The following is a 13,087-nucleotide window of genomic DNA, read 5'->3' on the forward strand; positions in this document are numbered from 1 at the left end:
GTCCTGCACCTCGCGCGACATGCCGGCGCCGGTGTCGCTGACCGAGATCACGACATACTGCCCGACCGGGATGTCGGCGTTATGCTGTGAGTAGCTTGCGCCGATGAACGCGTTGCCGGTCTCGATCGTGAGCTTGCCGGTGTCCGACATCGCGTCCTTCGCGTTGACCACCAGATTGAGGATCGCCGCCTCCATCTGGCCTGGATCGACTTCGACCAACCAGAGACCGGCGCCGCCGACGACTTCGAGATCGACGGTCTCGCCGAGCGTGCGCCGAAAAAAATCCGCCATTCCCGCGATCAGCTGATTGACGTTGGTGAGCTTGGGATCGAGCGGCTGACGCCGCGCGAAAGCGAGCAGCCGCTGCGTCAGGGTCGCCGCGCGCTGTGCACCGCTTGCCGCATTGGCGATCGCGCGCGTCAGTCGCTCCCGGGCGGCGTCGCTGCAGGAGCTGAGACTGCGCTGAGCGATCTCGATATTGCCGGAAATGATGGTCAGGAGATTGTTGAAATCATGCGCGACCCCGCCGGTCAGTTGCCCGATCGCCTCCATCTTCTGCGCCTGCCGCAGCATGTCCTCAGCCTCACGCCGCTGCAGGCCCTCGTGAGCGAGCGCCATCTCGGCGGCGCGAAGCTGCGACGGCGATGGCAACGCGAGCGCCTTCGGCAACAGCGGCCACAGCATCACCGCGGTAATGATGGACGCCAAAGCCGTCAGCGCCTTGATCAATCCCTCGATGCCGTAGACCGGCACCCAGAGCGTGACGATCGACATCACATGGGTCAATCCGCATGCGGTAATGAAGAGCGCAAACGCCCAGAAGATCCAGCCGAAATCCGCGTCGTGGCGCTTCGACACGAAGAGAGACAGCGCGACCGGGATGGAAAAATAAGCTGCAGCGATCACGGCATCCGACGCCACATGAAGCCAGATCAGCTCCGGTTCCCACAACAGGCAGATGCCATGTGGGGAAAGCGTCGACGAATCGAGCAACCGTTCAAGCAAGACCCACATGCCCATCGTTCCCAACGCAAAGCGGTGAATCGTATCTCTCGCGTCAGGGTCGTATTGACCAGCGATGCGCGGGCGTCAAGCGATCACAGCCGGCCAGGTCACCGGGAACCCATGGGCTCTGTTCAGATCCAGCTCTGGAAGATCATCAGGCGGCCGAAGGTCTCCATCGAAGTGCCGACGATCGCCGCCGAGATCGGCAGCATCGCGACAAAGCCCAGCGCCGCGACGGCTGCGAACGCCCACAGCAGCCAGCGCGGCGTGTTGTTCCGCCGCAGCGCATAGACCAGCGCAAGGCTCGAAAACGTCGCCGAGGGCAGGTAATAGTAGATGAATCCCAGCGTGCGCGGCAGCAGAGCCCAGGCGAGATATGGCCCGAGGTAGAACGCCAGGATCAGGAATGCGTCGCGCCGCCGCGTCGTGATCCAGTCGCGCAGCGCGACCGCGACCGCCAGCAGCGCCGGCCACAGCACCAGCGGATTGCCGAGAAACACCACCGCCTCGATCCGGTCGTTGCCGACCTTGTCGAACAGGAACCAGACCGGCCGCACCAGGAACGGCCAGGATGGCCACGAGCTCATATAGGTGTGGCCCGGGATTGCGGTCGTCGTGTTGTCCGTGAAGATCCGCCACTGTGCCTCGATCAACGCGCCCGGCGACAGGCCATAAAGCGCGACGAAGCTGGACAGGTAGGCGACCAGAGGGATCAGCACGAAGCAAGCGATGAAGTGGCGGCCCTTGAATTCCGGCCACAGGTCGGGGCGATACCAGTCGAGCTCATCGGCATCGGCGAACGTCGTGCCCCAGCGCCGCATCAGCCGGACTGCGGCGAAAATGACGATGACGACCGCGAGCGGAAACAATCCGCTCCATTTGCAGGCCGCGGCCAAGCCGAAGGCGAGCCCTGCGAGCGCGAACCAGCGATGCGGCCTCGCCTCGCCATACCCCTTCATGAATGCCGCGATGCCGAACAGGCCGAACGTCAGCGCATAAATATCGAGCATCGCGGTCCGCGACATCACGAACAGCATCTGGTTGAGGAAGGCGATCAGGGCTGCGGCGAGCGCGGGCGCGCGGGCGCCGAACAGCACGAGCCCGCAGAGATAGACCGCCACGACGGAAAGCGCGCCGAACACGGCGCCTGGGTAGCGCCAGCCGAACGGCGTGTCACCGAAGACGTGGATCGAGAGCGCAATCAGTTGCTTTGCCAGCGGCGGATGCATCGGATTGAGCATCGGCTGCGACATCGTCGGCTGAAGCATCTGGCGCGCCGCCGGCACGTAATGCACTTCGTCGAAGACGAATTTGTCCGGTACCGTCAGCCCGATCAATAGGACCACATGCGCGACGAAAAAAATAATGACGGAAATGGGGCCGGCCCGCAGAGCCCACAGATTCGAGACAGAAGCCGATTCACGGGCGGATTTCACTGGATCGAAGCCGTTTGCAGGTGGGACAGGTGCAACAAGGACAGTTTCCTGGTCCCTTGCATTGAACGCATTTTGCCCTCGCCGTCACTAACCCTCGGGCAAGAGGGACCGCGCTTGTGCTAATTTTACAACATCGTTTGCGGGTACGAATCCACCACGATCAGCGAATTGTTCGATTGGTATTTGAAAACGTGTCGTTGCGTTGGTGTTGTGTTCTCGCTGATTCTCAATACGACCATCGCGATACCAAAAGCCCAGGCGCGGACCTGCATCCGCGAAGCCGGATTGCCGGCCTCTTTCAAACGGCGCGCTCGGCGCGCAGCAGAACCTGCATGGCGCACCGGATTGCGGGTGAACGACCGACGCCGGCACCTCCGCGAACGCGGGCAACATGCCTCATCCGGCGCTTCGCCTTAGCCGAAGCTCCGCCGCGGCGTCGCTCTTACGGACAGCCATGGCGGCATAAGCCCCTTCGAGGGAAGACTTGAAGCACGCCTTTGCGGCTCAATCCCGCCGGTCGACAAGCGCGAGGGCCGCGTCAATCCCGTTTTGCAGGATTTCGTCTGACAAGCCCTTGTCGCCGACAGCACGGGCAAGCTGCAGCGTGCCGATCATCGTGGCATAGATCGCCATCGCCTTGTTGCGCCGCTGCTCCGCCGAGCCAGCGCCGATCTGCGCGGCCATCACCGCGATCAATTCCTCGACCTTGCCGGTGAACGCGTTCCGCGTCGCCTTCGGGTGACGCGCGATCTCCGCGACCATGGCTGCGGTCGGACAGCCGCTGCCCGGATCATCGCGATGTCGCGGTGACAGATAGCTCTCGATCGTCGCTTGAAGTCCCGCGCCGCGCTCCAGCGCGGCCTTGAGCTTTTGCTCGCGCCGGCCGAGCGCGTCCGACAGCACGCAGCGGAGCAAATCCTCCTTCGAGTCGAAATGAGCGTAGAAGGCGCCGTTGGTCAGGCCGGCCTCGGCCATGATGCCGGCGAGCCCCGCCGCAGCGACACCGCTTTCGCGGAACCGGCGCGAGGCGACATCGATGATGCGCTGCCGGGTCAGATCCTTGTGCCCCTTTTCGTAACGCATCCTCGCCTCCCGCCTTCTTCAGCCGGAACCCGTGTTGCCATGTTCCAGCGATCAGGGCCGCACCTATTGTATTATGATTATAATAATGCATTATAAAGATAATACAATAAGGATCTGAGCGGACGGCCCGGCGGCTTGGTCTGCCGCCAAACCGATGGAATGCAGCAATGGAACTCAGAGAAGCAACCGTCCCGCTTACAGACTTCGCCCCGGACAGCACTCCGGCGCAGACCCGCGTCGAGGCGGCACCGGCGCTGCTCCGTGCGGCAGACGGCGCGTCGCGCAGCGAGGCCACGCGCGCGACGCTGTTGACCGGTCCGGTGCTTCCGACCCTGTTGAAGCTGGCGCTGCCGACCATGGTCGTGCTGGTGGCGCAGACCGCGGTCAACATCGCGGAGGCCTATTATGTCGGCTTTCTCGGCACCGACGCGCTCGCCGGCGTCGCGCTGGTCTTCCCGGTGTTCATGCTGATGAAGATGATGTCGAACTGCGGCATCGGCAGCGGCGTCTCGTCCGCGATCGCGCGCGCGATCGGCGCCGGGCACAAGCAGGACGCCGATGCGCTGCTGTTCCATGCCGTCGTGCTGGGTGTGATCGGCGGCGCGCTGTTCACTCTCGGCACAAGGTTTGGGGGCCCGGTATTGTACCGCTCGCTCGGCGGCAAGGCCGAGGCACTGGACGCCGCGCTGAAATATTCGAACTATCTGTTCGCAGGTGCGATTCCGGTCTGGATCGTCAATTTGCAGGCCGCGGCGCTGCGCGGGTCCGGCAATGTCCGGGTGCCGGCCATGGTGACGCTGATCGGCGCATTGGTGATGATTCCCGTCTCGCCGATCCTGATCTTCGGCCTTGGTCCGGCGCCGCGTTTGGGCATCGCCGGCGCCGGCGTTGCTTTCGGCGTCTATTACGGCGCGGCGATGCTGTTCCTGCTGCGCTATATGGCGACCGGGCGGGCCGGGCTGACCGTCAGGATCGTTCCGCTGCAGCTCCGGCTGTTCACGGACATTCTGAAAGTCGGCGTGCCGACCGCCGTCAATGCCGTGCTCGTCAATCTGACGGTCATCCTGGTCACCGGCGCGGTCGGCTTGTTCGGCACCACCGCGCTCGCCGCCTACGGCATCGCCTCGCGGCTCGATTACATCATGATCCCGATCCTGTTCGGGCTCTGCACGGCGACGCTGACCATGGTCGGCATCAATATCGGCGCGGACCAGGTGGCACGCGCGCGAAAGATCGCCTGGACCAGCGCCTTGGTCGGGTGCGCGCTGACCGGCACGATCGGCTTCGTCGTCGCGCTGTATCCGCCGCTCTGGCTCAACCTGTTCAGCCACGACACGGCAGTGCTGCGCGAGGGAACGACGTACTTGCACATCGTTGCGCCGGCCTATGCCGCGCTGGGATTTGGCTTCGTCATTGCGTTTGCCGCCCAGGGCGCGGGCCATGTGCTCTGGCCGTTCGTCGCTTCCACGGTGCGGATCCTTGTGGCGGCCGGCCTTGGCTGGATCGCGGTCGGCCGTTACGGCGCGGGAATGGCCGCGCTGGCGGCCATGGTCACGGCATCGCTGGTCGCCTATGCCGCGATCTGCAGCATCGTGATGCTGTCGCACTCGGTCTGGCATGCGGAGCGGCGGTGAGCCGCGACGGCTCATCCGCCCTCATAGGCTCTTTCCAGTGCGGCGATGTCGAGTTTTGTCATCTGCAGCATCGCCTGCATCGCGCGTTGTGCGCCCGCACGATCGTCGCCGCCGAGATATTTCGGCAGCGCCGTCGGCACGATCTGCCAATAGAGGCCAAAGCGGTCTCTGAGCCAGCCGCAGCGCTCCGGCTGGCCGCCGCCGGAGATGAGCTTGTCCCAGAGCCGGTCGACCTCGGCCTGGTCGGTACAATCGATCTTGAAGGAAACGGCGTGGGTATACTCGAACCGCGTGCCGCCGTTCAGCGCCATGAAGCGCTGGCCAGCCAGCGTGAATTCCACCACGAGCACCGAGCCGGCCTTGCCGGCGGGACTGTCGACGGTGTTCTTCTGGACGGTGTCGATCCCCGAATCGGGCAACAGCGAAACGTAGAACGCAGCGGCCTGCTCGGCCTCGCCGTCGAACCACAGGCAGGGTGAGATTTTTGACATGAACGGGTCCTGTTTTCGTCCTTGAGGACCGGAGGACGAATGGAACGGCGGCGATCCGACAGGCGGGTAGCGATTTTCTTCACGACGTCGTTCCGGACTCACGCGGTGCGAACCCGAAACGTCAGGATTCCAGGTTGGATGCCTCGCATCGCCCCGGACCCCATCAGGTCGCAATCGGGGTCGGCATGGTCAGGAACGCCCGCGTGACGTGCCAAAACAATTGCCGGTTGATGGCCAGCGTCACCGAATGCGCGGTGCCGGGCAGGATGATGAACTGGCGGTCGCCGTTCGGCAGCTGGTTGAAGAACGCCTCGAGGTCGGGAACGGTGGCGATCCCGTCATATTCGCCGCGCACGAGAAGTACAGGGGCCAGCACCTTCTCCGGGTGCACCACCGGCAGATTGGCCGTCATGTCGAGATAGGTGCCGGTCGGGATCTGGTCGCCAAACACCATTTCAGCGTCCGCCAGCGCCTCGACCGCGGCGATATCGCTGGTGCCGGGCTTGTCGCGGGTGGCGATCGAACGGATCATGTCGCGGTCGCGTTTGCGCATGTTGTGCGTACGGTAATAGTCGAGCTTTTCGGCACGCTTGGCCAGCGTCGGCGAGCCCTCGCCCCTGTAGGTAAAGGCGGCGAACACCAGCCGGTCGATGTGGTCGGGCGCGGCCATCGCGTAGGCGCCGGCGCGCAACGCGCCGGAGGACTCGCCGACAAAATGAAACTTCTTCTGGCCGGTCTCGCGAATCAAGACCTCGCTGGCGGCTTTCAGGTCCTCGACGCCGCTCGCGATATCGGAATTGCCCGAGGTGCGGCCGGATTTCCCATAATTCTCGTGATCCATGGTCCAGCAGTCGAACCCGTAGCGGGCGAACTCGTTCATGGCGGAGTATTCGCCCTTGCCCGGCACGGTGAGATCGAACACGCGGGAGGTGACGGAGGAGCCGTGCACGAAGAACACCACCGGCTTCGGCGGCTCGCCGGGCTTGGGCTCCCCGATCCGCTTGCGGAACATCCACAAGGGGACGTCGCCCTTCTTGGCCCAATATTCGTTGCTCCAGATCTCACCCACGGAGGTTGCACTTCTGGCGGGCATCACCTCGCCAAGCGTTCCCGCGATCAGGCCGAGGCCCGCGCCCTTGATGACGGCGCGCCGACTGTCGAATTGGCCCATGACGTTTCCCTCTGTGACGTCCCTCTATGACGCTTTCCCTGACGTTCCTTCGCGGAGCCCTTGACGTAGCTTGGCGCTTTCCAGGGGGCGTAATTGTCGATCGATAAATAAACTCTAGCAGCGGTCGAGCGGGTTTGAAAGCGCGTGTGCGCTGCACCGCGCAAACATCATCGCGTGATCGGCCGTGGAACGGGCTGACTTCGAAAACAGCCACGGCTAGTCTTCCGCCAGCTTTCCAAAGACGGAAGCAGGGAGAAAATCATGAGCAGTCAACTGACGGACGACGAACTTGCCGCGCTGATGCCATCCGAATTTTGCCGATATCAGACGCCGATCCCGACGCAGATCGTATCCAGCGATGAATTTTATCCCGACCCGCAAAACGAGCGGCAACGCGAGGTCGAGACGCGATTGCTGGCAATGGCCGATGAGTTCGGCGGCAAGCAGGGCCAGAGTCGCCGCCGCTTCTTCCAGACCGCCGCCGGCATGGCGGCGTCCTTCGTGGCGATGAACGAGGTCTATGGTCCGCTGTTCGATGTGACCCCCGCGGAGGCCGCGACGCCCGCGATGGCCGATGAGCGCGCGAGCGCGCTGAAGGACCAGTTCATCATGGACATGCATACGCATTTCCTGCGCGACGACACCCGCATCATGACCTTCGTCGAGATGCGCAAGGCGGTCGGCAAGGCCGGCTGGAACAAGGAACTCAGCGATCACGAGCAGACCGTCGATGACCTGAAATTCAACAACTACAAGAAGGAGATGTTTCTCGATTCCGATACCAAGATCGCGCTGATCTCGTCCGCCCCCTCCGACATCGAGCAGGATTGGTTTTTGACCAACGAGCAGATGGCCGACGCGCGCAAGAAGATCAACGACGAGGCCGGGTCGCGGCGAATGTTCTGCCACGCGATCTTCACGCCTGGCCAGCCCGGCTGGCTCGACAAGCTCGACGCGGGGCTGGCGCTGAAGCCGGAATCCTGCAAGGGCTACACCATTGGCGACAACACGCATAAGGACATCAGCCGCTATCCCTGGCGCATGGATGACGAGAAGGTCGCCTACAAGGGCTATGAGAAGATGGTTGCCGCAGGCATCAAGAATGTATGTGTGCACAAAGGCCTGTTCCCGCCGGGCATCGAGAAGCAATTCCCCAACCTGCGCGGCTATGCCGACGTCGCCGATGTCGGTCAGGCAGCGAAGGACTGGCCGCAGCTGAATTTCGTGATCTATCACTCCGCCTATCGCCATGTCGGCGGCGATCCCAAGGTAGCGCTCGCTGAATTCGAGCGCACCGGGCGCATCTCCTGGACCTCGGACCTGGCCGATATCCCATCGCAATATGGCGTCAGCAATGTCTATGGCGACGTCGGGCAGTTGTTCGCGACCACGCTGGTGGCGGAGCCCAATGTCTGCGCGGCGCTGATGGGCACCCTGATCAAGGGGCTTGGCGTCGATCACGTCTGCTGGGGCACCGACGCGTTATGGACGGGCGCACCCCAATGGCAGATCGAAGGCTTGCGGCGGCTGGAGATCCCCGAGGCGATGCAGAAGAAATTCGGCTTCACCCCGCTCGGCGCCGCCGAGGGGCCGGTGAAGACCGCGATTTTCGGCGACAACAATGCCAGACTCTATGGCATCCAGCCGAAGCGCGCGATGCTGGAGATCAAAGGCGACCGCTTTGCGATGATGAAAACCGAATACGAGAAAGCAGGCCCCGAGCCGTCCAACACCCGCTACGGCTATGTCGTGCCCAACGGGCCGATCGATCATGAGGTGTTCGCGTAGGCCATGCCGTCATTGCCGCCGCCTGCTTCGCGCATGGACGGCAATGGGCCGGGAACTCCGGGGCGATGCTGCGCGTCGCGCCCGGAACGACAGCGGCGGTCGCGCGATCGGTTACTTCTGCTCCGCGGGATCGCGGTGCACGGGATCGATCCACAGCACCGTCTCGGGTTTCTCGGCCGGCTCGATGTCGAGATTGATCGCGATCGCCTCGCCGTCGCTGCGCACCAGCACGCATTCCAGCACCTCGTCGCGGCTGGCATTGATCTCCTGATGCGGCACGTAAGGCGGCACGAAGATGAAATCGCCTGGTCCCGCCTCGGCGGTGAATTGCAGCTGCTCGCCCCAGCGCATACGCGCCCTTCCTTTGACCACAAAGATGATGCTTTCGAGATGGCCGTGGTGATGCGCCCCGGTCTTGGCATCCGGCTTGATGGTCACGGTACCGGCCCATAATTTCTGCGCGCCGACGCGGGCGAAATTGATCGCGGCCTTGCGATCCATGCCCGCCGTCGACGGCACGTTGGGATCGAGCTGGTTGCCGGGAATGACGCGGACGCCGTCATGCTTCCAGCGTTCCCTATCGTCGTGCAAATCACCGTGATCGGGGTGAGCTGTCATCTTGATGCTTTCCATTAAATTCCATCGCCGCAACGCTAGCCAAAACCGCGATCCCGGGAAAGGCAAGATCAGGAACTTTTTTGCGCTCCACGGCTTGTCTTCGCTGAAGCGGACCAATTGGAGGAGAGACAGATGGGTAGCACGGCAGACAAGATCAAAGGCACGACCAACGAAGCCATCGGGAAGGCCAAGCAGGGTGTTGGCGAAGCCACGGGTTCCGACCGCCTGCAGGGCGAAGGCGCCGTCCAGGAAGCCAAGGGCAAGGGCCAGAAGGCTGTCGGGGATGCCAAGGAAGTGACCAAGGATGCGGTCAATCGCACCGCCGCCGCCGCGAACAAGAAGCTCTGACCGCGAGAGGGTCATTGATAGCTCAGATTGATAGCTCAGTAAGACAAAGACCGGCCGTTCGCGGCCGGTCTTTTCTTGCCTGCGAGTCGAGAATGGAGAGCTTCACGACCCGTCCGCTTCCCGCGCGCTGCTATTTCACCGCCAAGAGCTCGACGTCGAACATCAATGTCGCATTCGGCGGGATCACCCCTCCGGCGCCACGCGCACCGTAGCCGAGCGCGGGCGGAATGATCAGCGTGCGCTTGCCGCCGACCTTCATGGTGGCGACGCCCTCGTCCCAGCCGGCGATCACCTTGTGCTGACCGATCGGAAACTCGAACGGCTCGTTGCGGTCGACCGAGGAGTCGAATTTCTTGCCCTTCTGCCCGTTCTCATAAAGCCAGCCGGTGTAGTGCATGACGCAGGTCTGGCCGGGCTTCGGCGAGGCGCCGGTGCCGACCTTGCTATCGATGATCTGCAGGCCTGAAGCTGTGGTCATGGGTTTTCCCGCGGTTTGGGCCAAGGCGGCGCCGGGCGCAGACACCGCGATCAGCACGATCGCAATCGCCGAAACGACCGAGAGACTTGCATGCAGAAGCCGCATCGCCACACCACCTTGTCCGTTGAAGTCGGCAGGGGTTTAGCTCAGGCGGATCAATGATGCCAGAGCCAAAGCGATGGGTCAGGCCGCGCGGGATGCAGAGGCCGACTTCGCCGAGACTTCCTCGGTGATGACCTTGAATCTAGCGAGTTGCGCAGCGCCAAACGTGGTGGAGATCGCCACGTCTGCCGCATCGCGGCCACGCGCCATCACGACGCGTCCGATCCGCGGATGATTGTGCCGGGCGTCAAAGGTGAACCAGCGCCCGTCGAGATAAACCTCGAACCAGGCGGAAAAGTCCATCGGCGCGGGATCGGCGGGCACGCCGATGTCGCCGAGATAGCCGGTGCAATAGCGCGCGGGAATGTTCATGCAGCGGCACAGCGTAATCGCGAGATGCGCGAAGTCGCGGCAGACGCCGACCCGCTCCTCATGGCCCTCAGAGGCGGTGCGATCGCAGCGCGCATGCTGATAACCGAAGCTGAGGCGCTGATGCGCGTAGTCGCAGATCGCCTGCACGCGCTGCCAGCCCGGCGCCGTGCCGCCGAACAGCGCCCATGCGAGATCCGACAGTTTCTGGGTGTCGCAGTAGCGGCTGCCCAGCAGGTAGACCAGCACGTCATCAGGCAACTGATCGATCCCGAGCTGCCGCGCGTCGGCTGCGGTCTCGTCGGGCGCGCCACTGTCGGAGATGACAAAGTCATTCCTCACCTCGATCAGACCCGGGCTTGCGAAAATCCGCGTGCAGATGTTGCCGAACATATCGACATAGTCGCGCGACGGGACGTCAGGCGAAAACTGCAGCCGATGCGGCGTGACCAGATCGCCCATCCGGGCCGGCTCGACACTGAGCATCAAGATCATCGGCGTGGGCTGAAAGCACTGGAAAGCGATATCGAAACCGGCGCGAATGTGCACGTCCATCCCCCACATCAAGGCGATTATTATGAATGTGATGCATCAAGCCTCGAAGGAAAGCTTCGTTCCCGGCAAAATACTGATCCCGCGTGGGAAATTTTAGGCATTCGCCTGAATCTGTTGCAATCTCAGCGTGCGCCTGTTCGACGCAGCTCCTGATCGCGGTGATGCTCGATCACCTCGGGCTCTTCCTCATCGAGCCGGGTGAGTTCATCTCGCGCCGCATGGTCGACGCGCAACAGCTCGTCCAGCTTGGCGTGCAGCGCCAGATTGTCGCGGCGGTGGCACGCTGGATGAACAGCGTCATGACGAACACCGCGAGGGTCGCCACCGCGTTCCAGTCGAACGTGGCGCGATCGAACATCAACCAGAGCGACGCGCAAACGACAACGACGAGGAAGGCGGCGGGACATCCCGCCGCCTGGCTGCATAGGCGGTCCAATGCTTTTTCGGCAGGCCCGGCCGCAGGTGGTCATGGTATGGCGGGTGATCGCGTGGCGCTATCAACCGGCTGCTGCTTTGAATTGGTCTCATTGGGCATGGAACGCCTTCCGCCGTGGGAAGAAGCGCGGCGCACGCCCGCAGCCTCGACGTCCCAGCCGGCCGAATGAACGTGGCGAGCAGAGGCTTCCGACGCGCTCAATATCCGAGCGCGCAACCGTCCTTGCGCGGATCGGAACCGCCGGTAAGCGTGCCCTTCTCCCAATCGATCCAGATCGCCTGTCCGCCGCCCAGCGGCGAGACCAGGCTGGTGGTCTGGTGCCCGAGCTTCTTCAGGCCTTCAACCACGTCAGGCGGCACGCCGTCCTCGAGCTGATAGACGCCCTCGTAATGCAGGCCGCGCGGCATATCGATCGCTTCCTGCACGTCGCAGCCATAGTCGAGGATATTGGTCAGCACGTGGGTCTGGCCGACCGGCTGATACTGTCCGCCCATCACGCCGAACGGCATCACGGCGCGGCCGGCCCTGGTGGCGAGGCCTGGAATGATGGTGTGCAGCGGCCGCTTGCGGGGCGCGATGCAATTGGGATGGCCGGACTGGATCCGGAAGCCGCCGGCGCGGTTCTGCAGCAGAATGCCGGTCTTGTCGGAGACGATCGCCGAGCCGAAGGCATGCGCGATCGAATTAATGAAGGAACAGACATTGCGATCGCTGTCCACCACCGTGATGTACACGGTGGACGGGTTCATCGGCGGCGCCACATTGGGCAGGTCGAGCACGCGGTCCATGCTGATCTTGCCGACATGTTCGGCGGCGAAATCCCTGGCCAGAATCCTGACCACGTCGACATCGACCTGGGCAGGATCTCCGACGTATTGCTCGCGCATCAGGTAGGCGATCCGCGCCGCTTCCGCCTCGAGATGAAACCGCTCGACGCTGAGCGGAGCAAATTTCGTCAGGTCGAAATGGGAGAGGATATTGAGCATCACCAGCATCGTGATGCCCGGACCATTCGGCGGGCACTGCCAGACATCGAGCCCTTTATACATGGTGCCGATCGGCGAGGTCGTCTCGGTGGTGTGGGTTGCGAAATCGTCGAGCGTGTGCAGGCCGCCGATGCCGCGCAGGGTCTCGACCATGTCCTCGGCGATCGCGCCGCCGTAGAAGGCCTCGCGACCGTCCTTGGCGATCGCCCGCAAGGTCTTGCCGAGCTCGGGCTGTCGGATCACATCGCCGGCAACCGCGGGCCGGCCGTGGGGCAGCAGATAGCGCTCCGTGTTGGTGCCCTTCTTCAATTTCTCGAACTGATTGTGCCAGTCGAAGGCAATCCGCGGGGCGACGACATAACCCTCCTCCGCGGCCTTGATTGCGGGTTGCAGCAGGCGGTCGAGCCCGAACTTGCCGTGATCGCGCAGAATCGTGGCCCAGGCATCGACCGCGCCGGGAATGCTCACCGCGTGCGCCGAGGTCAGCGGCACGGAGTGGATGTCATGCTCGAGGTACCAGGACAATTCGGCCGCCGCGGGCGCCCGGCCCGAGCCGTTATAGGCGGTGATCTTGCCTTCGCCGCGCG

14 protein-coding genes are annotated in these 13,087 nt (G+C 63.4%); 4 read left to right on the forward strand and 10 right to left on the reverse strand.

Features of this window, described 5'->3' with window-relative positions:
- From WCB02_RS09695 to WCB02_RS09710, 4 genes are all read right to left on the reverse strand, one after another.
- The coding region (locus tag WCB02_RS09695) for a histidine kinase dimerization/phospho-acceptor domain-containing protein (RefSeq protein WP_423957804.1) at window positions 1-1,014 on the reverse strand (1,014 nt) is incomplete at its 3' end.
- 122 nt (window positions 1,015-1,136) lie between these two features.
- Entirely contained in the window at window positions 1,137-2,405 is a 1,269-nt protein-coding gene (locus WCB02_RS09700; RefSeq protein ID WP_423957816.1) for a phospholipid carrier-dependent glycosyltransferase, read from the reverse strand.
- 161 nt (window positions 2,406-2,566) lie between these two features.
- Complete coding sequence (locus tag WCB02_RS09705; protein ID WP_423957805.1) at window positions 2,567-2,782, reverse strand: hypothetical protein; 216 nt, start codon at window positions 2,780-2,782, stop codon at window positions 2,567-2,569.
- Window positions 2,783-2,945: 163 nt separating this feature from the next.
- A complete protein-coding gene (locus tag WCB02_RS09710) occupies window positions 2,946-3,524 on the reverse strand; it encodes a TetR/AcrR family transcriptional regulator (RefSeq protein ID WP_423957806.1) in 579 nt (192 codons plus the stop codon).
- Between the two features lie 167 nt (window positions 3,525-3,691).
- On the opposite strand from WCB02_RS09710, the gene WCB02_RS09715 reads away from it, so the two are divergent.
- Complete coding sequence (locus tag WCB02_RS09715) at window positions 3,692-5,158, forward strand: MATE family efflux transporter (protein ID WP_423957807.1); 1,467 nt, start codon at window positions 3,692-3,694, stop codon at window positions 5,156-5,158.
- Between the two features lie 11 nt (window positions 5,159-5,169).
- On the opposite strand, the gene WCB02_RS09720 is transcribed toward WCB02_RS09715, so the two are convergent.
- On the reverse strand, window positions 5,170-5,649 hold the full coding sequence (locus tag WCB02_RS09720) for a VOC family protein (RefSeq protein ID WP_423957808.1): 480 nt from the start codon (window positions 5,647-5,649) through the stop codon (window positions 5,170-5,172).
- Between the two features lie 163 nt (window positions 5,650-5,812).
- A complete protein-coding gene (locus WCB02_RS09725) occupies window positions 5,813-6,820 on the reverse strand; it encodes an alpha/beta hydrolase (protein WP_423957809.1) in 1,008 nt (335 codons plus the stop codon).
- A 261-nt stretch (window positions 6,821-7,081) separates the two neighbouring features.
- Here WCB02_RS09725 and WCB02_RS09730 point away from each other — a divergent pair, with 261 nt between their 5' ends.
- Window positions 7,082-8,608 carry an amidohydrolase family protein gene (locus tag WCB02_RS09730; RefSeq protein ID WP_423957810.1) on the forward strand — a complete coding sequence of 509 codons (1,527 nt, stop codon included), beginning with the start codon at window positions 7,082-7,084 and terminating at the stop codon, window positions 8,606-8,608.
- A 111-nt stretch (window positions 8,609-8,719) separates the two neighbouring features.
- On the opposite strand, the gene WCB02_RS09735 is transcribed toward WCB02_RS09730, so the two are convergent.
- The gene (locus WCB02_RS09735; protein ID WP_423957811.1) at window positions 8,720-9,226 is read right to left on the reverse strand and encodes a cupin domain-containing protein; all 507 of its coding nucleotides are present in this window, start codon (window positions 9,224-9,226) and stop codon (window positions 8,720-8,722) included.
- Window positions 9,227-9,358: 132 nt separating this feature from the next.
- On the opposite strand from WCB02_RS09735, the gene WCB02_RS09740 reads away from it, so the two are divergent.
- Complete coding sequence (locus WCB02_RS09740) at window positions 9,359-9,574, forward strand: CsbD family protein (protein ID WP_423957812.1); 216 nt, start codon at window positions 9,359-9,361, stop codon at window positions 9,572-9,574.
- 130 nt (window positions 9,575-9,704) lie between these two features.
- On the opposite strand, the gene WCB02_RS09745 is transcribed toward WCB02_RS09740, so the two are convergent.
- Together WCB02_RS09745 and WCB02_RS09750 are read right to left on the reverse strand one after the other, a co-directional pair.
- Complete coding sequence (locus WCB02_RS09745; protein ID WP_423957813.1) at window positions 9,705-10,157, reverse strand: FKBP-type peptidyl-prolyl cis-trans isomerase; 453 nt, start codon at window positions 10,155-10,157, stop codon at window positions 9,705-9,707.
- A gap of 78 nt (window positions 10,158-10,235) precedes the next feature.
- Window positions 10,236-11,072: a transglutaminase-like domain-containing protein gene (locus WCB02_RS09750; RefSeq protein WP_423957817.1), complete on the reverse strand. Its 837-nt coding sequence runs from the start codon at window positions 11,070-11,072 to the stop codon at window positions 10,236-10,238.
- Between the two features lie 167 nt (window positions 11,073-11,239).
- On the opposite strand from WCB02_RS09750, the gene WCB02_RS09755 reads away from it, so the two are divergent.
- Entirely contained in the window at window positions 11,240-11,683 is a 444-nt protein-coding gene (locus WCB02_RS09755; RefSeq protein WP_423957814.1) for a hypothetical protein, read from the forward strand.
- Between the two features lie 28 nt (window positions 11,684-11,711).
- Here the strand turns inward: WCB02_RS09755 and WCB02_RS09760 are convergent.
- Window positions 11,712-13,087: gamma-glutamyltransferase family protein (locus tag WCB02_RS09760; protein ID WP_423957815.1), on the reverse strand; the 1,376-nt coding region annotated here is incomplete at its 5' end.

The organism is Bradyrhizobium sp., assembly GCF_049581145.1.
Lineage (GTDB): Bacteria > Pseudomonadota > Alphaproteobacteria > Rhizobiales > Xanthobacteraceae > Bradyrhizobium.

What these genes read in the sequence shown, in the direction of transcription:
- WCB02_RS09720 (WP_423957808.1), bottom strand. Translation starts at nt 5,649, where the DNA reads ATGTCAAAAATCTCACCCTGCCTGTGGTTCGACGGCGAGGCCGAGCAG.
- WCB02_RS09715 (WP_423957807.1), top strand. Translation starts at nt 3,692, where the DNA reads ATGGAACTCAGAGAAGCAACCGTCCCGCTTACAGACTTCGCCCCGGAC.
- WCB02_RS09710 (WP_423957806.1), bottom strand. Translation starts at nt 3,524, where the DNA reads ATGCGTTACGAAAAGGGGCACAAGGATCTGACCCGGCAGCGCATCATC.
- WCB02_RS09755 (WP_423957814.1), top strand. Translation starts at nt 11,240, where the DNA reads ATGCTCGATCACCTCGGGCTCTTCCTCATCGAGCCGGGTGAGTTCATC.
- WCB02_RS09735 (WP_423957811.1), bottom strand. Translation starts at nt 9,226, where the DNA reads ATGACAGCTCACCCCGATCACGGTGATTTGCACGACGATAGGGAACGC.
- WCB02_RS09745 (WP_423957813.1), bottom strand. Translation starts at nt 10,157, where the DNA reads ATGCGGCTTCTGCATGCAAGTCTCTCGGTCGTTTCGGCGATTGCGATC.
- WCB02_RS09725 (WP_423957809.1), bottom strand. Translation starts at nt 6,820, where the DNA reads ATGGGCCAATTCGACAGTCGGCGCGCCGTCATCAAGGGCGCGGGCCTC.
- WCB02_RS09730 (WP_423957810.1), top strand. Translation starts at nt 7,082, where the DNA reads ATGAGCAGTCAACTGACGGACGACGAACTTGCCGCGCTGATGCCATCC.
- WCB02_RS09740 (WP_423957812.1), top strand. Translation starts at nt 9,359, where the DNA reads ATGGGTAGCACGGCAGACAAGATCAAAGGCACGACCAACGAAGCCATC.